Here is an 18,997-nt window from a genome sequence, read left to right on the forward strand (position 1 = left end):
AGCGCGTAAAGCCATGTCGATTTCGGTGTTCGTGCCGTCGTTCATCGCAACGAGAACGTGGGGCCTTGCAAGATAGCCGTCCATATCGAGGCAGTCCTTGCCCGCCATCGAACTGCGGTCCGCCACGCAGGCGAAGTGCTCGATGGCGAGCTGCCCGGCTTGCAGCCGTTCGGGAAGATCAGGAAAGACGCCCAGGGCGAGATCGCACTCGCCGTCCAGCAGCAGCCGTAGCATGGCTTCCCGGCTCGACTGGGTCACTACAAGTTCGATCCCTGGCGCCTCGCGACGCAGCCTTCGCAAAAGACCGGGGAGCACAACGGCAGAGCCATAGTCCGACATTGCAAGGCGGAAACCTCGTTTCTCACGCGCAGGGTCGAAGCCGTTCGGGCCGAGGACCTCCCTCATCTGTCGCAGGGCTTGATCCAGAACCGGCGCGATCTCCATTGCCTTGGCACTTGGAACAAGCTGACCACCGCGGCGTACGAGCAGGGGATCGTTGAACAGAAGACGCAGACGCCCGAGCGCATGGCTGACTGCCGGCTGGCTCATATTGAGCCGCGTGGCTGTCCGCGACACGTGCCGCTCGGCCAGAAGGGCATCAAGGACCACAAGAAGGTTGAGGTCGACGCCTCGCAGATTATTCACATCATGCATAGCGAAGATATTACATCGGAATTTCCATCAGCACACCAAATAGTGCACGTGGTGGGCATCGGAGGTTATTCGCCATGCAAACCAATACAATATTCCTCATCTTCGCTGCCGTCGTGACCGGTGCGGTCGTTCCGTTTCAGGCAGGAGCAAACGCGGCTCTCGGACGGTCGCTTGGTCATCCGCTTTGGGGTACGCTCGTATCCCTTTGCGTCAGCCTGGCCTGCATCCTGCCCGTCATGCTTTTGACGAAGGTGCCGTTGCCGGCCCTGTCAAACCTTGTCCACGCGCCGCGCTGGATATGGATCGGCGGCATTGTCGGCGTCGTCTACATCACCGGCGCGCTCATGCTTGCGCCAAAACTCGGCGCGGCCGGCTTCATCATGGCGGTCATCGCCGGGCAGATGCTGGCGTCGATCATCATCGACCAATGGGGCCTCGTCGGCCTGCCGCAGCAACCCGTTTCATGGTCCCGCCTTGCCGGCCTCGGCCTCATCTTTCTTGGGCTGATCGTGATGCAGTTGCAGACATTCTGGCTGAAGCCGCCTGCCGGTTCGTGACGGCTAAATGCCTGCGCCGACAAGCCGCGTCAGGGCGAGGCAACGAGATGAAAAAAGTTCAAACACCGCCGGATCACGACGTCCCACTTTCAGAGGGCTTCACGTTCGAAAAGTGATGCAGCGCTATCAGCCATGCGCTTTCAGTCTCCGTCACAACGAAGGAGGTGCGAACCCTGTTATGCACGATCGTGCCGTCCATACGGCGATTGACGATATTGCCGAAACCCTGCGCGATAAACAAACCCTCCCCTAGAGAGCGGATTTGCTGGTCGATGAGGGAGAGCGTCACGCCCTGGAGAACGTCCTCATAGCTGCGGAAATACGCCTCGACATCCAAGCGGCCGACATAAAGCCGGGGGAGCAAACCAAAAAAAACGGCGTCGTCCGTGTAGATCCGCGAGAGCGCCTTGCTATCCCAGGTCGCCGCGGCATCGTTCCACCGCTGCTCTATCTGATTGAGGATTATTTCATGCATTTGAAAACAGATGCTCTCGGACGGAAACCTAGCGGCAGCCATCATGGGTTATGTTTCGGGTCGAATGGAGGGTAGAGCGTGGCGCCCGCCGTCAGCGGTTGCCCGCCGACGGCATCCTGGTTGCGCGGATCAGTCGTAGTATTCAGCAGGCGCCTTCTTGAAGGCCTGCCAGGTTTCCATATCGTGGCCGGGCACGACGATCGCATTTTCCTTCTCGGCGATACGCCGCAGCCTGCGTACGGATGCCGCTGCCTCGCGCGCCGAGGTCAGCGCACCCGGCAGGCATTTCTCGTTCCAGTGATCCATCGTGTAGGCCGCATCGATCGCCAGCAGGATCGAGCCAGTGTTCGGCAACCGCACCATGATCGACTGGTGACCGGGCGTATGCCCCGGCGATATGAACGTCTGCACGCTGCCGTCGCCGAACACGTCGTACTGGTCTTCGTCCTCCATCACGTCCCAGGTGATGCCGTCCTTTGTCAGGTCCTTCTTGATATAGCCGCCCTGCATGAACCAGTCCGCGGAGAAGGCCCAGTCGATCTCGCGGCGCTGCACCAGATGGCGCGCCTTTGGGAAATTGCCGCAGGCGCCGGAATGATCGAGATGAAGATGCGAGTGAAGCACGAACTTGATGTCGTCAGGCTTCATGCCGATCTTGGCGAGCTGGTTCACGCAGCCCTCGACCGGATCCATGATCGGGTAGTACTTCTTGGTCGTCTCGCCCCACCAGCCTTCCGGATCGTGGGCCGCCTCGACGGCCGTACCGCCATCGATGACGATGTTGCCCTTGGGATGGACGATCAGATACCACGGTATCGGCGTGAAGAACGGATCCTGACTGTAGCCGAGCTTAATGTCGACTTCCTTCTGCCGGATCTGGCCGGTCTGGAACATGTAGAGCCTGATATCTGTGCTCATGGGGTCTCCTCCTGTCATGAATAGGCTGCGGCTAAGCCGCGGTTTTCGATTTGCCGCTCAGCGTGACGGCCAGAAGCTCATCGTAGGTCCAGTGGGTCTTCGGGGCTTCCGCGACGCACTTGCCGTCGTGAATGACCATCACGCGATCGGCAAGCGCCAACGTCTCACGCAACGATGACGACACAAGCAATACTGCCGCGCCATCCTGCGCAAGCTGCAGGATGATGTCGTAGATTTCCTTGATCGCACCGACATCCACGCCGTTCGTCGGTTCCACGATGATGTAGAGCGATGCACCGGCACTCATCCATTTGCCGATGACCAACTTCTGTTGGTTGCCGCCCGAAAAGAAACGGACCTGCAAGGCGGCGTTGCGCGGGCGAACCGCGAGCTGGCCCATCACGTCGTCGGAATATTTCCTCATCGCGCCGGGACGTATGGTCAAAAACCGCTCAAGCCTGTTCAGTATCGGAAGGCAGATGTTCTCGGCAATGGAGAGCGCCGGGAAGAGCGCCTGCTTGCGCCGATCCTCGGGAATAAGGGCCACGCCCGAACGGCGCGCGGCAATGGGTGTCCTGACGTCGATGGCCTTGCCGCGCAGGCTGGCCTTGCCCGCATGGCGCACGACGCCGCCTAGTGCGCGCGCTACATCCTCCATGCCGCCGCCGACCGGCCCCGTAATGCCCAGAACCTCGCCCGCTCGGATGGTGAATGAGAGCGGCGACAGGTTGGCCGTCGCCAGTTCCGTGGCCTCCAGAAGAACCTCCGGGCGAGCCCGGCTGCCATCATTATAGATCGACAACTCCGAGCGATTGCGATCGACCATCAGCTCGGTCACCCGGTCCTCGGTGACTTCGCCGCGGTTCAGCGTCCCGGAGACCAGCCCGCCGCGCAGGATCGTTGCACGATCGCAGATTTCCTGCACCTCCCTGAGGCGATGGGAGATGTAGACGATGGCGATGCACTGCTTCTTGAAGCGTTCGATGATGCGGAAGAGCACTTCCGATTCCGCCGCGGAAAGGCGGGCCGTGGGCTCATCCAGCACGATCAGCTTGTATCGGCGATGAAAGAGCGTCGCCAGCGTAACCAGTTGCATCTCGGCGGCAGAAAGCGTGCTGGCCATACGGCGCGCATCAAGGTCGATGCCCATGTCGGCCAGGATCGCGGTTGCCTCGTCGTGGATTGCCCGGTCGCTGACGCCAAACCGCCCCGGTTCGTTGCCAAGCAGGATATTCTGCCCGACGGTGAAGCTGGAAACGAGTTCGGCGTCCTGGTAGACGGCGCCAAGACCCAGGCGGTGCGCTTCGGGCGGGCTGGAGACCCGCACAGACGCGCCTTCGAGGAGGATCTCGCCGGCGCTGGGTGAATAAACGCCCGTGAGGATCTTGATCAAAGTCGACTTGCCGGCACCGTTTTCGCCGAGCAGACCGTGCACCTCGCCGGCAAGGAAGCTGAGGCTCACGCCCTTCAGCGCCTTGGTGCCGGCAAATTCCTTTTCGAGATTTTTCAGTTCGACGAGTGCTGTGTCAGTCATGGTCCTTACCTCAGATGAACTTGAGGTGGACTTCTTCGCGGTTGAGAAGCGCGTTTGCGCCGACCGCGATGATGAGAACCAACCCTTGGAAGATGTGGCGGGCGGCAAACGGGAAGCCGACCATGTTCATGCCGGAATCCACCATGTAGAGGAAGAAGACGCCGACCAGCGTGCCCAGCAGGTGGGGCTTTCCCTTGCCGAGGACAGTCGCGCCAAGGAACACGGCAGCGAATGCCTCCAGCAGATAGCCTTCGCCACCAACAGGCTGCGCCGACGAAGAGATGGATGTCACGATCACCCCGGCAATGCCCGACATGAGAGCAGACAGCACAAAGGCGAGGATGACCCAGCGATAGACGTTGATGCCGGAGTAGAAGGCCGCCATCGGATTGTCGCCAACAGCAGCGATATAGTGGCCGATGCGCGTGCGCGTCGCGGCGACCAAGGCAACGAGGAACACCGCAAGCAGGATCAGAACCGGAACGCCGATAATGCCGAGCTTGCCCTGGCCCAAATAGAGGAAGGCCGTCTCGTCATAGCCGACCGGCACCTGATAGCCGCCGGTGATGAAGATGTTGATGCCCGAAAGAACGAACATCACCCCCAATGTCACCACGATGCCGGACAGCCGGCCGTAGGTGACGAGGACGCCGTTGACCGCACCGATCAGGCAGGCGGCAACAAGCGCGACGGCTATTGCGGCCCATGGCCCAAGGATTGGAATGAGGAAGGCGACGAGGATTGACGACGTGGTCACCGTCAGGCCGATCGACAGATCGAAGCTTCCGGAAATGACGACCCATGTCAGGCCGAGCGATACCAGTGCGCTGACGATCATGGAGAACAGGATATTGTTGAGGTTCGATACGGTCGCGAAATAGGGCGAGGCGATGGAGAAGCCGACCGCCGCCAGCACGAGCACGATGATGGTTCCCCAGCGCCGCAGAAAGCGCATGGCAGCGGACTCTTTTCGTCCCGAGGCCTGTGTTTTTTCCAAGGCGTTTCGCGTCGTCTTCGCCCTCGCGAGGCTTTCCTGCTCTTGCGTCACTGTTCTGTTCCAGTCGTTCTTGATCGATAGAGGGCAAGCGCCGGCCTGAGCCGCAACGACCTACCCGTTTGTCATGCGATGGAAGACGCATGCGGCGGGCGGGAAGATGGTGCCCGCCGCATGCCAGGCCGGCCATCAGCCGCCGAACTGCTTGAGCAGGGCGATCGCCTGCTCGTCCATGCTCTTGAGTTCGGCAAGGGCCTCTGCTGCCTGATCCGGCGTCTTGGTGATGACCGGAATGCGGTAGACGAGGTTCGGGACATCCTCGCCCCGGGCGAGTTTGACGGCGAGCTCGCCGGTCTTGCGGCCGATTTCGGGGAACGGGGAGTCGCAGCTGAAAACCACCGGAACCTGCTTGGCGGCCCAGGCTTCGAGGAACTGGGTCGACAGGTAGTGGTTGAACAGCGGAACATCGTCGCGGTTCATTTGCTTGAGTGCCTGCCCGGCTCCAAGCGTGAAGGGCCACCACCACGAAATAAAGCCGGCCAGCGAGCCGGGCTCGGGATTGGCCTGCAGCAGGGACAGCATGTTCTTGCGGCCCACGGAGATTTCGTCCGTCGTGCCCTGCCCGCCATCGATGAACGGCAGGACCTTCATGCGCGGCTCGTAACGGCACATCAGCTCGAACATGTCGACTTCCATGTCGAACGGGGTGAAGTAGCCGCGCTGTTCTGCGGTCTGGGCGAAAGTGCCCTGACGCTTGCAGTAGTTCTGCACGAAGTAGCCCAGCGTCGTGGCGGTGCCCCACACATCGTCCATGACGGCGGGCGAGTCCTTCACGGGTATGGTAAAGCCGACCGTCTTGATGCCGCGCTTGTGGGCTTCGTCCGCGATATAGGCCGTCTCGGATTCCTGGGAGTAGATGCCCATGACGAGCGCGTCGATGCCGCGATCGAGGAGCGCGCGAGCAGCGGCCTGCTCGCTCGCCTTTGTCGGCTCGCCGCGAACGGTCACGACTTCGCCTCCGGCATCGAGCACGGCCTTGACGATCTGCCAGCAGCCGCGCCGCCAGGGTTGATTGAATGGCCCATAGGTCAGCGGAACACCGATGCGCACCTTCTTGCCAGGCGCTGGCGGCGTGATCTCTTCCGCGCTCGCGACCGTCGCAGACCCAGCAAGGGCCGCACCGCCGATAACGCCGGCCGCGCCCTTCAAAAGGGTGCGCCGACTGAACTGCGCAAATTCGGTGGCCTCCTCGGCAAGTCTTCGCAGCCGTACGGTGTCATCAAAGAAGCTCATGTTTTCCTCCCTGTCGCTTCTGATCTGCAGAGGCTTGGTGCTTTCCCACCGGACGACGGCTGGACACGCTTCGCCGGCGGCGCCGGACCACCTCCGGCACCCTGCCCGCTTCGATCAACCGGAAACCCGTCGTGGCGACCGGCGGCCGCCCTCCTCTTATGGCCAATGAACCATATTACATGGTTGCCTGACAAGTGAATTCTGCTATTCTTGCGGAAAAAGATGCGATGGGGCAGTTGCGGGCGGCAAAGCCTGTTAAAACCGCTCCGGATGGTAGAGTCAGGGAAACGGAAACGCTCGGAGGGCGCGCATGGTGCTAGATGACAGGGTAACACGCGGCCCGTCGCTTGCGGATTCGGTCGCCGGCCGCATCCGTGCCGACATCACGTCCGGAACCTATGCGAAGGGAGACAAGCTGCCGACGGAGCGTGTTCTTTCGGAGAAGTACGGCGTGAGCCGGCCGATCATCCGCGAGGCAATCGGCTCACTGAAGCGAGATGGCCTGGTCGCGACGCGTCAGGGGCTTGGCGCCTTCGTCATCGAAACCAAGGAAATTGCCTTCCGGCTAGCGGGCGTCGATCTGACCGATGCGCTCGATGTGCAGAACGTCATCGAACTGCTAATGGCTGTCGAGTCCGCGGCGACGGCGCTTGCGGCAGAGCGGCGTTCCGAAACGCAGCTCCGCGAGATCGAACGGCGGCTCAACGCCATCCAGACGGCATTCGACAACGGCGAGGCCGGCATCGAGGAGGACCTGGCGTTTCACCGGGAGATCGTCGATGCCTGCGGCAATCCGCATTTCCGTGAAATGTCGGATTTTCTCGAATCCCATGTCCGCAACTTCATCCGCAAGGCGCGGGCCAGCACATTGCGCAATGCCCTTCTCAAACAGGTTCAGGCCGAACATACGGCGATCTACCGTGCCATCGCCAAAGCCGACCCGCAGGAGGCGCGGCTGGCGGCGGAAGACCACCTCCGCGGCGCGGCCGACCGCCTGACCTTGCTTCTCAAGGGCGCAGACGATGAACAAGCGTCGAGAACCGAGCCTCGGTGATGGAGTGCGATCATCGGCCTGAGCGCCAAACAGAGATCCCAAGACGTCAGGATGTATAACCGCAGCACGTCATCTCCCTTGATCTTGAGTTAGGTTCCGCCGCATGGAGGGCAAAAGGCGTCTCTGCGCCAGGAGCTTTCCCCTGCTGCGCAGGAGTGGCTGCTCGCAGATAACATAGGCGCAGAGACCTGCGGCCAAACCGGCACACATCGATGTGACGAAGATGATCGGCGGGGCGAGGCCGACAGCGCCGCCGGCCTTGGCCGCGACGGAGATCGCGAAGGTGTGCCAGAGATAGATCGAATAGGATGCGGAGCCCAGAAGGGCGGGAACCTTCGCGAACGGCACGCCACGGCCGTGTTTTTCCAGAAAGGCGGCTCCATAGACAAGGGCGGCAGCGAGCGGACCGCACGTCCATTCGTCAAACGGCAGGTTCAGAATGCCGATCATCGCAAAGCCGGCGAATGCCGCGACGATGAGGGCAAACGCCAGCCACCGGGGTGGAACATGCCTGGAAAGCCAAAGGCGGCCGATCATCATGCCGGCAACGAATTCCAGAATGATCGGCCTCGTATAGGTAGCAAAGAGGGCGTTGTCGCTTTCCACCATAAAGCCGAGCGCGACGAGGGACACAAAGATCGCCGCGACGACCGCGAGGCGCACGCGGCCGGGCAAGAGCAGGCAGGACGCAAAGACGGCGTAGAAGAACATCTCGTAATTGAGCGTCCAGCCCTGGACGAGCACCGGCCAAAGCTCTCCGGTGCTTGGCGAGCGCGTCGGGACAAAGAACAGCGACGCGAAGATATGGCTGGCCGTCAGCACCAGATTGGGAAACAGACCCGCGAGCGCTCCCGCCACCATCACCCCGGTCGCCAGCCAGTAGATGGGCACGATACGGCGGATACGCTCCCGCAGGAAGTGTCCGGGCGAAACGGGGCGCCGTTCGACGATCACCCACATGATGAAGCCGCTGATGACAAAGAAGACATCGACGCCGGCCGCGCCGATGGCAAAGGCGTAACCGCTTCGCTCGGCCGCATGGAAGGCGAGGACGGCGAGCGCCGCGAAGGCACGCAGATACTGAATGCCGTAGAGCGTTTCCCGGCGCGCTTCGGGGATGGCCGGGGACGTCATGCGGCCACCGTTCCGAGGCGAGGTCGTATCGATCTTCCCGCCGGCACGAAGCGATGCGCGCGGCTTCGCCTCCCGTTCGTCAGCTTGCCAGCGGCAAAGTAAAGCAGGAAGGAACCGACGTGATAGGGGTTGAGGATATCGATCTCCACGAAGGTGCGCACCGCCAGCAATGCCGCGATGGTGAACAGCACCAGCGCCTCGCGGTCGCGCGCAGCCGACAGCAGCCGGCGCAGGTGACCCGTGAGCGTGGCAAGGAGAACCATGGACAGCAGCAGGCAGCCGATCAGGCCCGTCTCGACCGTCGCGGCGATAAACGTGTTGTGGAAATGGAAGCCACTGCGCCCGGCGATGAAGAACGCCGCCCAGAGCCGCTCGGCCTCTGCAAAACCCTGCACCCAGAAAGCCTGGTAGCCGATGCCGACAAGCGGCGCAGCACTCGCCGCCGCAATTCCCTGCTGCCACAGATAGGTGCGCCCGGTAAGCGTCGCATCCTTGCCGAAGACGCCGAGGATCATCTCGAAGCCACCGCCATAGACGGTGGCGAGCCCGAGCCCCACGGTCAGCACGGCGAGCGCCGAAAACAGCATCTTGCGGTGGCGCGGGGCGAGCATTTCCAATGCGCGCAGCGCGACGCACAGACCGGCGACGGCGACGGTCGTGAGGACCGATGTGGCCGATTGCGAGGCCTTCAGGCAATAGAGCGCGACGAGCACGCAGCACACGGCAGCCAGCTTCCAGACACCCCGCTCCATGCCGAGAAAAAGCGCGGCGAAGGCAAAGAGCACGGCGAGCGAGGCATAGAACCCGAGCTGGTTCTTGGAAGCGAAGGCACCGACGAAGCTGTAGGTCCCGTCGAGCGGATCGAGATGATAGACGCCAAAGGCGAGCGAGTAGAACAACACCAGCCCCGTGCCGATCAACCCGCCGCGTACCAGCGTGCGCGTATCGACCACGCGCATCGCGATGAGGGCGCAAACGACGTGCGAGAGATATTGCAGCCCGGTGCGCATCGTCGCGCCCGGCGCCTGCGACCAGAACACGGACAGGCAGGCAAAAAGCGCAAACGCGAAAAGCCAGAGATAATGGGCATAGTTGCCGAGAACCCGCCGGTAATCGACGGCGACCAACGGCAGCCACAGGGCGTAATAGGCAAGGATCGAGACCTGGCCGAAGCGGAAGGAATAAGCGAAGACGAACAACGACAGCGCGACGGCGAAGGCGCCATAGGCCTCGTTGCCTTCAGGTCCGATGAGCCGGTGCTTCGCGATCCGCATGGGCAGTCTCACTGCGTTGCGAGACTGGCTTCCACCTTCACGATGTCACCGGGCAGGACCGGCGTCGTTTCGGTGGCGCGGATCTGCTCGGTCTTGTCCCCGACCGTGCGCACGATCGAATAGCCGATATTGGCGGCGGAAAGTCCACCCTTCAGCGTGGCGGCATCGGCCGATTGCATCAGCGCCTCCGACATCAGGTCACGGCTGGTGCCGAGCTTCAGAGCGAGCGTATCGAGTTCCTGCTCGGTGTTCTGTAGCTCTTGCGCCAGTTCGGCATCCCTGTCATTCGTCAGGTTCGTCTCATCCTGAGAGGCCTTGTTGATGTCCTGCTTGGCCTTCAGCGAGGCCGTGTCGATATCGAGCAGGGCGGCCTGGAGGTCGGCGGTGCGCTGTTCCAGCGCAAGACGCCGCGAGCTGATCGCGAGCCCCTTCTCCGCCAGCGTATCGACCTTGGAAAGGTCGCCCTGAACGAGTTCGAGCTGGCGCGTCTGGGTTTCGGACTTCTTGGCGAGCGAGTCGATTTCATTCTCAAGCAGCGACTTGAGATCGGCCAGCGCCGTCAGCTGCAAGCGCTGCCGCTTTTCCCGAGAGGCCATCAGCGCCTTCTCGCTTTCCATGATCGCCTTGGCCTCCTCGGACTTCGCGAGCTCCTTGGGCATTTCGATCTCCGTTGCGCCGGACATCTCCGCCACGATGCGTGCGCGGCGGATGAGCAGACGATTGCGCTCAGCGACATAGACAGCCGCCTCACCTTCCGAGCGCAGGAAATCCCGGGCGAAGCGCTGGCCGGGATCCGCCCGGCGCAGCCCGCCACCGAAGCTGATGGCCTTGAGGACCGTCAACCCCGGCGCATAGGGATAGGCACCGGGTGTCTGCACGTCGCCGGACAGATAGACCGGCCGGTATTCGGCGATCTCCACCGAGGCGGACGGCAGGTCCTTGAGGCCGAAGAGCACCTGCATCTTCTTGCCGATATCGGCCGAAAGATCCGCTGTGGTGCGGCCATCGGCAGGCAATTGGCCGATGAACGGCAGGGAAAGGGAACCATCGGCACCGATCCGGTAATCACCGCTGACGGCGCTCCAATCGCGGATCGCGCCTTCTGCGGTCTGCCATTCCGCCACGCGGATGCGCAACTTGTCCATGACGCCGAGCCGGTATTCCTCCGCAGAGGCGGAGGATCCGGCCATGAGCACCGCGGCGAGCGTGAGGCCACCGAGCATTCTCATGGAAAAGGCGTGCGCAACCGTGGCTGCGGTCGAGATCGTTTTCATGGCAACCTCTTGCGGAATCAGTAACTGCCGCGCGAAAGGCACACGGCCGGGATGGTGCGCACGACGATGACGAGGTCCCGCGTGAGCGACCAGTTGCGCACATAATGCGTATCGAAGGCGATGCGCGCCGCGTAGGAAACATCGTTACGGCCGCTGACCTGCCAGAGGCCGGTGAGGCCCGGGCGGCTGCGCAGATAATAGACGGCCGATGCCTCGTAGAGCTCCAGTTCGTCTTCGACCACCGGACGGGGGCCGACGATGCTCATCTCCCCCTTGAGGATGTTGATGAGCTGAGGAAGTTCATCGAGGCTGAGCTTGCGAAGCACCGTTCCGAGCACGGTGACGCGCGGATCGTCCTGCAGCTTGCGCGTGGCGCGCCATTCCTCCAGCGCTTCAGGGTTTTCTTCGAAATATTGCTGGAGAAGGGCATCGCCATTCTCCGCCATGGTTCGGAATTTCAGGCAACGGAAGGTCGTTCCATTGTAGCCGATGCGGCGGTGGCCATAGAAGATGCTGCCGCCGTCGGTGTATTTCACAAGCGCCATGATCAGCAGGAAGATGGGGCTGAGCAGGATGAGCGCGGCAAGTGCCACCAGGATGTCAAAGCTCCGTTTCGATATTCCCCCCACCGGCGGAGCACCGGCTGTCACAGAATTGAATAACGGCGAACTGGCCGATCGGCTCGCGGACTTCATAGAGATGGCTCCATTGGAATTGCGATGGTCGGGTCCCTCGGACGCGTTCAGACATCCAATACGCAGTGTATGGTCACAGTTTGTTTTTTGAAACGTGATGTGACGAATTGATTGCCGGAACCTGGCATTTAAGAAAATCATTATGTCCTAAAATTTTTTGTCCGGCAGTATATGAAAAGTATCAAATATGGGATTTTGTCGAACCAGGTCGCTGAGCGGCGTGCGATATTCCTATTCACGCGCCAAAATGACTTTCCGTTATCGGCTTGCCGCGCCCGATTTTACATATTTATACGCTACAGGCTCGGCATATGATGGTACATAGGCCCGCCTTAACCTGGCGGCCGCCAATAATTTTGCGCTGCAATATTATTTTGCGGCGCACACTTTTTCCATAAGCGACGCCTCATATTGTAACAAAAGGTGATCACGGCTATGCTGCAACGCAACCCACCGGCTGCAACGCGAAAGCACGTATTCGCTTTTTCGGGGTATTTTCGGCCGCCCGGGTTGGAAAGGTGCCGAAATCTGGGCAGCAAGGTGGCAGACGCGATTCTTCGGTCGACCACAACCGCCTTAACCGAACCGCAAGATCGGTCGGCTACGACTCGGAACCGGCCATGCTCGCCCTCATTAGTCCTGCTAGTTGCATGCAGTGCCGCCACCGCCTATAGTTCAGGCCAGCCTCAGAGGAGAAGGCGATCCATCGATGAAACCAGCGCCGGATACGAAATGGCGGGACAGCATGGCCTATGCGCCACGCTTTTTTGTGAGCATGGCCCTCGTGCTCGTGGCCTTTGCCGCCGTTACCTATGCCAGCACGGGCTCCGCCGCGACAACGGCGGGCCAGACCCTGGTCTGCGCGGTTCTCATCCAGCTCGGCTACTTCGGCGCGGTGCTCTACCTCACTTGGCGTGTCAGCAAGGCTCGCAAGGAAAAGACCGGATCGGGACGCCCTGCGACGGACCTCGAAAAGGCAAAGGCCACGGTCCCCGTTTCGATGAACGAGCCGGGCCACTCCAAGCCCTGACCCCAAACTGATCCTGCCGGGCCGTTTTTGTGCCCCCTTTCCCTTTCATGCTGCATTGCAGCGCGGACATGTCTGCGCCGTCGGCTCAGTACGAACGAGAGGTATGCCGTGATCCAGCAAGAAAAGGTCTGTGTCATTATCGCCGCGAAGAATGCGGAAAAAACGATCGGCCGGGCGGTGCGCTCCGCGCTCGCGCAGCCGGAGGTCGACGAAGTCGTGGTGGTTGACGACGGGTCGGACGACCGAACGCTCGCAGCAGCGGCCGCAGCAGACGATACGAGCCGGCGGCTCGACATCATCCGCTTCCGCACGAACCGGGGGCCATCGGCCGCGCGCAACCACGCCATCGCCGTATCCCGCGCACCTCTGATCAGTATTCTCGACGCGGATGATTTCTTCTTTCCCGGTCGCTTCAGGCGCATGCTCGCCTGCCCGGACTGGGATTTTATCGCCGATAACATCGCCTTCATGCCGGAAGCCGAACTCACCCGGCAACCGGATGATTTCGCGCCGCGTCCGCGTCGGCTCGGCCTTGCCGATTTCGTTCTCGGCAACATTTCCCGGCGCGGCGCGCCACGCGGCGAGCTCGGTTTCCTGAAGCCGGTCATGCGCCGCGCGTTCCTTGATGCGCACGACCTCCGCTACCGCGAGGACATGCGCCTTGGCGAGGACTACGAACTTTATGTGCGAGCGCTGCTTGCGGGCGCCCGCTACACCGTCATCGAAAGCTGCGGCTACGGCGCGGTCGTGCGTGCCGATTCCCTGAGCGGCCAGCATCGGACGAAGGATCTCGAAGCGCTGTATGAGGCGGAGCGCTCGATTCTTTCGGCGGGCAATGTACCATCCGAGGCTGAGCACGCGATGCGTCGCCATTGCCGCCAGATCGGCCGGCGCCACGCCTTGCGGCATTTCCTCGACCGCAAACGGGAGGGCGGCGCGCGCGCGGCCCTCGCTTATGCGGTCGAAAACCCCTCGGCCATGCCGGCCATTGCCGGCGACATCCTGCGCGACAAGTTGCAAGCCGCGCGACGGCGGATGAGGACGGAGCCTTCGGCGCCGCAAGACGGGTTGCGCTACCTGCTGCCCGCCTCCGCCACGCGATAGGATCTTAGAGATAATCGCGGCGCACGCCTTCCAGCACGGCGTATAGACGCTCCTTGCGTTCCAGAAGACGCGCGTCCGCGCTGAGTTGGGGTTCAGCACGGCTTGCCTGCCAGAGAGCCAAGGTGGAGGGCGCGGCGAGAACCTGTTTGGCGGCAAGACGAAGACCTGAGCGGGGCGCTGCCGTGGTAACGGCGACCGCGCTTTCCTCGGCTGCATGGCTCGCACCATCGTAGTCGACGCCCCAGAAACGGGCGCCCTTGCTGATGGCCTCGGCGCGTGTCGAGATGGGAATGCGCCGCGCGGTCGGATCGACGCCGACCGTCCCGGCCCAGTCCCGCCATTTGAAGCCGTTGATGTTGGCCGATGTGCTGACCGCTACCCACGGCACACGGAAAGCATCCGCAAGAATGGCGCCGTGCATGGATTCGGCGACGATCAGTTCGCATCCGGCGATCTCGCCGATCACGTCCTTCGCCTCGCCGCGCGGGTCGATATAGTGCAGGCCCGCCATCGCGCAGACGACCGGCCAGAGCCCGGCCACCGCCGATTCCCAGTGGGGAACGAAAGCGCATTTGATGCGCTTCGGCCGGTTTGCGAACTCCGGCATGTCCGCGACCAGCACGGCGGGATCGATGATGCCCAGTTCCGCCGGCAGGCCTACCCTTGCCGCCGTCAGCGGGCCGCGCACGCAGCGCACGTCCCACAGATCCCGGTCGCGCATGTCAGGCAGGGTGCCGTACCCGAAGCCGCTGCCGAGCACGAGCTTGCGGCCGGCCTGCGGCAGGAGAGCTTCGTTCAGCACCGTGCCCACACCAACGAGCAGCACATCGGCATGTACCTCGCGGAACCCCGGCAGCAGGAAATCCCATAGCCAGAGATTGAGGTCGTCACCGAAATTGCCGTGCTGCGATTCCCAGTAATAGGGCTTCATGGGTCTCTCCTTGTCTGCGTCAGCGGGAGAACTTGCCGACGGCAAGTCCCACCGCGCTTGCGAGGATGCGCGGATCGCGCATCGCCCAGCGGGCCAGCATGTCGAATTGCGGCAACTTGCGGTGCTTGACGCGCCGCGCCTGGCTCCACAGCGCCTGCCGGCGGGCGGTCTGCTTGTAGGATCGCAGCGACGCCACCTCGGCCGGTCGCTCGGCAAAGCGCGCCTCCAACCGGTCGAGCGCGACCCAGGTGTTGAACTGTTGGCGCAGGAACTGAGGTGAGTCGTTGTCGATCCCGTGGAAGATGTTGACCCCCTCCCCGCGAACCGCACCCGCCGCACCGCTCAGCACCACCCGTCGCGCGGCAAGCACGCAGTCGCAGAAGAACAGCACGTCCTCTGCCGCCAGCCGCAGCGCCGCGTCGAAGCGGATACGCTCGAAAACCGGCCGGCCTATCACCATCGAAGAGAGATGCAGGAAGCTCCAGTTCTTCAGCATGACCTGGGTGAGATCGGGAATTTCGATGAGGAGCGGATCATCGGCAAGGCGCACCACCGCCTCGGTTCGTGCGAGGTCCTCGATACCGAAATGGTAGTAGAACGCATCGCCCCCCGTGATGGAGGCGAAGTAGCAATCTGCAGAAAATTCGGTCATCGCCGCATGGGCGAGAGCGAGGTGGTCGGGCGTCCAGATATCGTCCGAATCAAGGAAGGCGACGAAGTCGGTCGCCGCTGAAACGCTGTCGAGCCCCGTATTGCGCGCGCCACCCGGACCGGCATTTTCCTGGCGCACGACGCGCACGCGCGCCTGTTGCTCCTCCGAAAAGGCGATCAGGTCGCCATCGGGTGGAAAAGGTGATTCATCGTCGACCACGATGACATCGAAGTCTTTGAATTCTTGAGCAAAAACAGACGTGAGTGCACGCCTCAGAATGCCCGGCTCCTTCTGATAGAAGGGAATGATTACTGTCAGCTTCGCCATCTTTTCGTCCCTGTGGTTTCTCTAGAAAGAGGTTCGTCTGGTCTCCTCCCACCGGGGCGCGGCCGTTTCCGGCGCAGGCTTTTGTCTTCGTCGACGCTCCTTTTTGAAGCAGGTTTCCGCCATGTCCCAGTCCGTGAACGCGAAGTCGGTAACGCGAAATGTCGGCTGGAGCGTCTTATCCAAGACAAGCACATTCGGGCTTAAATTTGTCACTGTGCCCATTCTTGCCCGACTGCTGACGCCGGAAGAATTCGGTGCGGTGGCCGTTGCGCTGGCCGTCGTGCAGTTCCTGGCGATGATCGGCGGGGCGGGTCTGGCCTCGGCGCTCATCCTTGAGGCACAGGAAGAATCCGAGACGATTCATTCGGTTTTCTGGGCCAATCTCGGCTTCGCCTTCCTGATGGCGGCGGGGCTCTATGTCTTCGCCGAACCCTTGGCGGACTGGTTCGGCGCGGCGGATGCGGCCTGGCTGTTGCAGCTCATGTGTCTGCTCATTCCCTTGCAGCTTGCCGGCGACGTCGCCTATGCGCTGGTCGCCCGCCGCATGCAGTTCAGCCGGGATGCGCTGTGGAGCATGATTTCCGAATCGATTGCGGCCGTCGTCGCAGTGATCCTTGCGCTCTCCGGTTTCGGCGTCTTCGCGCTCGTTGCCCAGCTTTTCGTTGCCGGAGTGATTCGGCTCGTCGGCCTCTTCTTCGTTTCGCGCTATCTGCCGCGGCTGCAGTTCCGCCTCTCAAGCGTCGTGCGGCTGACCCGGTTCAGCCTCGGCCTGATGGGCTCGGAACTTGCAAATTTCGTCACTTTCCAGTCCCCGATGGTGGTGATATCGCGCTTCCTCGGCCTTGCCGATGCCGGCGCCTATTCCGCCGCCAACCGCTTTTCCAGCATCCCCAATCAGGTTGTTCTGTCAGGCGTGATGGGCGTCCTCTTTCCCGCCTTCAGCGCAATGATGCACGACCGCCAACGCCGCTCGCAGGCGCTGATGCTGAGCACACAGGTCACGACCCTGCTGCTTGCGCCGATGATGTTCGGCCTTTGGGCGGTCGCAGAGCCGGCCATGCTGCTGCTGTTCGGCGCGCAATGGGCCGCCGCCTGGCCCGTGCTCGGGCTACTGGCCCTTTCCAAGGGACTGCTGACGCCCTGCAGCACCTTCATTCCCTACCTGAAGGGTTCGGGCCACGGGAGTGCGCTGTTCTGGTGGGCGGTGGGGCGCGCGGCGGCAACGACAGCCGCCGTCGCCTATGGCGCTTACAATGGCACGCTCATCGAGGCGATGGTCGCCCTTTGCCTCGTCAACGCGGCGGTGCTCGTCGGCTATTCGTGGGTCGTGTTCCGGGTCGACGAAACGCCTTTCCTCTCCGGCTTCTACCAATCCATCCGTCCGATGCTCACCGCCGCACTGATGGCGCTTGCGGTGCGTTACGCGCTCGAACACTATCTCGCCGCGCAGTTCCACCCCGCTCTACAGGTCGGCATCGGTATCCTGTTCGGCGGCGCGATCTACGCTGTTCTGACCGTTCTCACCGAACGGCCGCTGCTGCGGAAGCTGCTGGGTCTGGTGCGCCGGCCGCGTGCCGCATCGGCCGCAAGCCTGCCTTGAGACTGCCCCAATTCAGGGAAGATTCGCCGCAGTTCGCGCGGCTCCGCCCTGAATCACCGTAGTAGACCGAAAAAAATCCGGCTCGCCTACACCCAGAAATTGCGCTTAAATCAGTACATTCGAATAGTCTTCAAAGTATTGTCAACAGAGACATCACGCTTCTCTCACGCATATGTGAGCGTGCATCTTTGACGGAATGCAATTTCGCTTCCGATGCTGCGATGCAACCGGACCTGCCGGAAAATTTGCTGCGCTGCCACATTTTCTGCTGCCCGATCGTGCAAACTCCTCTTCACAGGCTTCGGTCTGATCTTGTTCAAAGGCCGCCCGATGGGAACGGCGCACCAGAGGGGTGACGCAACCGTGCAAATCGACGCGACAGTCTCCGCACGCATCAACATGATGCGGATCGTGCTGATATCGGGGATCATCTTCGTGCATGTTCCCCACGATCCGGCAACGAGCGCTTATGCGGGCGCGGTCAGCGGTTTCGACTGGATGCGCGTCTTCCTGGGCGACAGCCTGTTTCGTATCGGCGTGCCCTGCCTCAGTGCCATATCCGGCTACCTGCTTTTCCATCGCGGCTTCGAGGCCTTCGATTATCGCAGGACACTGCGTACCAAGGCCTCCACGATTCTTCTGCCGTTCCTGCTTTGGAACATCACCTTTCTCGCGCTCGTCTATCTAGCCCATCTGCGCGGCATCGGCTTCGGCTACCTGCCCGACGTGCCCAATGCCACGCCGCGGGAGATGATGAACCTTGCGCTCGCCGTCGAGAGCTGGCCGATCAATATTCCGCTCTATTTCCTGCGGGATCTCCTTCTCTGCCTGATCCTATCGCCGCTGATCGCGCTTGCGGTGCTGCGTTATCCGCGCACGGTGCTCGTGCTCATGCTGGCCTATGCCGTGCTGCCGGTTCCCAATGGCATTTTCCTCAAGAAATCCATTCTGTTCGGCTTCAGCTTCGGCGTGGCGATGGCACTCCATCGCGTCGATATCAGGCGCATGGATCGTTTCGCTTTGCCCGTCGTGCTGGCCGCGCTCGCGATGGCGGTGCTGCTCTCCTTCGCGCTTTATGCCTACGGTCCGGAATTTCCCGCCTGGCTCGACATGCTGCGTGCCGTTACCGCCATCGCCGGCATCTTCGGCGCCTGGGCGCTTTCGGCGCTGCTTGTCCGCACCGCCACAGGTCAGAGCCTGGCGCGGCTCGGCGGACTGAGCTTCTGGATATTCTGCGGCCACTATCCGCTGCTCATCCTCTTCTGGATGGTGTGGAACCGGTTCGGCAGCGCGGATTACTCGCTGTTCTATATCGCAAGCCCGCTTCTGGCCCTCGTCATCCTCGCTTCCACCCATGCGCTGGCACAACGCTTCGTACCCCCGCTGCACGCCATCCTCACCGGTCGCCGCATGGGCGACCGCAAACGGCCCCCGGCCGGCCGCCCACACCCGCAGATGAAGCCCGAGGGCTCCGTCGCCCAACGGAGGTGATCATGA

Annotated in this window: 18 protein-coding genes; 6 read left to right on the forward strand and 12 right to left on the reverse strand. The window is 62.1% G+C overall.

The window, feature by feature from the left end:
- A partial coding sequence (locus GR158_RS20005; RefSeq protein WP_160872315.1) for a LysR substrate-binding domain-containing protein occupies window positions 1-654 on the reverse strand: 654 nt, incomplete at its 3' end.
- A 74-nt stretch (window positions 655-728) separates the two neighbouring features.
- On the opposite strand from GR158_RS20005, the gene GR158_RS20010 reads away from it, so the two are divergent.
- A complete protein-coding gene (locus tag GR158_RS20010; RefSeq protein WP_160872316.1) occupies window positions 729-1,211 on the forward strand; it encodes a DMT family transporter in 483 nt (160 codons plus the stop codon).
- A gap of 73 nt (window positions 1,212-1,284) precedes the next feature.
- Here GR158_RS20010 and GR158_RS20015 read toward each other — a convergent pair whose 3' ends face one another.
- From GR158_RS20015 to GR158_RS20035, 5 genes are all read right to left on the reverse strand, one after another.
- Complete coding sequence (locus GR158_RS20015; protein WP_230639944.1) at window positions 1,285-1,731, reverse strand: SgcJ/EcaC family oxidoreductase; 447 nt, start codon at window positions 1,729-1,731, stop codon at window positions 1,285-1,287.
- Window positions 1,732-1,815: 84 nt separating this feature from the next.
- On the reverse strand, window positions 1,816-2,604 hold the full coding sequence (gene attM, locus GR158_RS20020; RefSeq protein WP_160872317.1) for an N-acyl homoserine lactonase AttM: 789 nt from the start codon (window positions 2,602-2,604) through the stop codon (window positions 1,816-1,818).
- Between the two features lie 31 nt (window positions 2,605-2,635).
- The gene (locus tag GR158_RS20025; protein ID WP_160872318.1) at window positions 2,636-4,138 is read right to left on the reverse strand and encodes a sugar ABC transporter ATP-binding protein; all 1,503 of its coding nucleotides are present in this window, start codon (window positions 4,136-4,138) and stop codon (window positions 2,636-2,638) included.
- A gap of 10 nt (window positions 4,139-4,148) precedes the next feature.
- On the reverse strand, window positions 4,149-5,093 hold the full coding sequence (locus GR158_RS20030) for an ABC transporter permease (protein ID WP_134646343.1): 945 nt from the start codon (window positions 5,091-5,093) through the stop codon (window positions 4,149-4,151).
- A gap of 228 nt (window positions 5,094-5,321) precedes the next feature.
- Complete coding sequence (locus GR158_RS20035; protein WP_160872319.1) at window positions 5,322-6,425, reverse strand: substrate-binding domain-containing protein; 1,104 nt, start codon at window positions 6,423-6,425, stop codon at window positions 5,322-5,324.
- Window positions 6,426-6,735: 310 nt separating this feature from the next.
- Between GR158_RS20035 and GR158_RS20040 the strand changes: the two genes are divergently transcribed.
- Window positions 6,736-7,479: a FadR/GntR family transcriptional regulator gene (locus GR158_RS20040; RefSeq protein WP_134646339.1), complete on the forward strand. Its 744-nt coding sequence runs from the start codon at window positions 6,736-6,738 to the stop codon at window positions 7,477-7,479.
- A gap of 69 nt (window positions 7,480-7,548) precedes the next feature.
- Here GR158_RS20040 and GR158_RS20045 read toward each other — a convergent pair whose 3' ends face one another.
- From GR158_RS20045 to GR158_RS20060, 4 genes are all read right to left on the reverse strand, one after another.
- Window positions 7,549-8,613 (reverse strand): acyltransferase, encoded by a 1,065-nt coding sequence (locus tag GR158_RS20045; RefSeq protein ID WP_160872320.1) that lies wholly within the window; start codon window positions 8,611-8,613, stop codon window positions 7,549-7,551.
- The gene (locus tag GR158_RS20050) at window positions 8,610-9,887 is read right to left on the reverse strand and encodes an O-antigen ligase (RefSeq protein ID WP_160872321.1); all 1,278 of its coding nucleotides are present in this window, start codon (window positions 9,885-9,887) and stop codon (window positions 8,610-8,612) included. Before GR158_RS20050 ends, GR158_RS20045 begins: the two co-directional genes overlap by 4 nt.
- A gap of 8 nt (window positions 9,888-9,895) precedes the next feature.
- Window positions 9,896-11,116 (reverse strand): polysaccharide biosynthesis/export family protein, encoded by a 1,221-nt coding sequence (locus GR158_RS20055; protein ID WP_246665731.1) that lies wholly within the window; start codon window positions 11,114-11,116, stop codon window positions 9,896-9,898.
- A gap of 62 nt (window positions 11,117-11,178) precedes the next feature.
- The gene (locus GR158_RS20060; RefSeq protein ID WP_134646331.1) at window positions 11,179-11,856 is read right to left on the reverse strand and encodes a sugar transferase; all 678 of its coding nucleotides are present in this window, start codon (window positions 11,854-11,856) and stop codon (window positions 11,179-11,181) included.
- Between the two features lie 709 nt (window positions 11,857-12,565).
- Between GR158_RS20060 and GR158_RS20065 the strand changes: the two genes are divergently transcribed.
- Both GR158_RS20065 and GR158_RS20070 read left to right on the forward strand, forming a co-directional pair.
- Window positions 12,566-12,886 (forward strand): exopolysaccharide production repressor protein, encoded by a 321-nt coding sequence (locus GR158_RS20065; RefSeq protein ID WP_246665726.1) that lies wholly within the window; start codon window positions 12,566-12,568, stop codon window positions 12,884-12,886.
- Between the two features lie 108 nt (window positions 12,887-12,994).
- On the forward strand, window positions 12,995-13,990 hold the full coding sequence (locus GR158_RS20070) for a glycosyltransferase family A protein (RefSeq protein ID WP_160872323.1): 996 nt from the start codon (window positions 12,995-12,997) through the stop codon (window positions 13,988-13,990).
- A gap of 4 nt (window positions 13,991-13,994) precedes the next feature.
- On the opposite strand, the gene GR158_RS20075 is transcribed toward GR158_RS20070, so the two are convergent.
- Entirely contained in the window at window positions 13,995-14,921 is a 927-nt protein-coding gene (locus GR158_RS20075) for a polysaccharide pyruvyl transferase family protein (protein WP_160872324.1), read from the reverse strand.
- Between the two features lie 19 nt (window positions 14,922-14,940).
- Window positions 14,941-15,900 carry a glycosyltransferase family A protein gene (locus GR158_RS20080; RefSeq protein WP_160872325.1) on the reverse strand — a complete coding sequence of 320 codons (960 nt, stop codon included), beginning with the start codon at window positions 15,898-15,900 and terminating at the stop codon, window positions 14,941-14,943.
- Between the two features lie 121 nt (window positions 15,901-16,021).
- On the opposite strand from GR158_RS20080, the gene GR158_RS20085 reads away from it, so the two are divergent.
- Both GR158_RS20085 and GR158_RS20090 read left to right on the forward strand, forming a co-directional pair.
- On the forward strand, window positions 16,022-17,500 hold the full coding sequence (locus tag GR158_RS20085; protein WP_160872326.1) for a lipopolysaccharide biosynthesis protein: 1,479 nt from the start codon (window positions 16,022-16,024) through the stop codon (window positions 17,498-17,500).
- A 363-nt stretch (window positions 17,501-17,863) separates the two neighbouring features.
- Window positions 17,864-18,991, forward strand: coding sequence for an acyltransferase (locus tag GR158_RS20090; protein ID WP_371731768.1), 1,128 nt, complete (start codon window positions 17,864-17,866; stop codon window positions 18,989-18,991).
- Window positions 18,992-18,997: the final 6 nt, after the last annotated feature.

Source organism: Shinella sp. AETb1-6 (assembly GCF_009826875.1).
Lineage (GTDB): Bacteria > Pseudomonadota > Alphaproteobacteria > Rhizobiales > Rhizobiaceae > Shinella > Shinella sumterensis.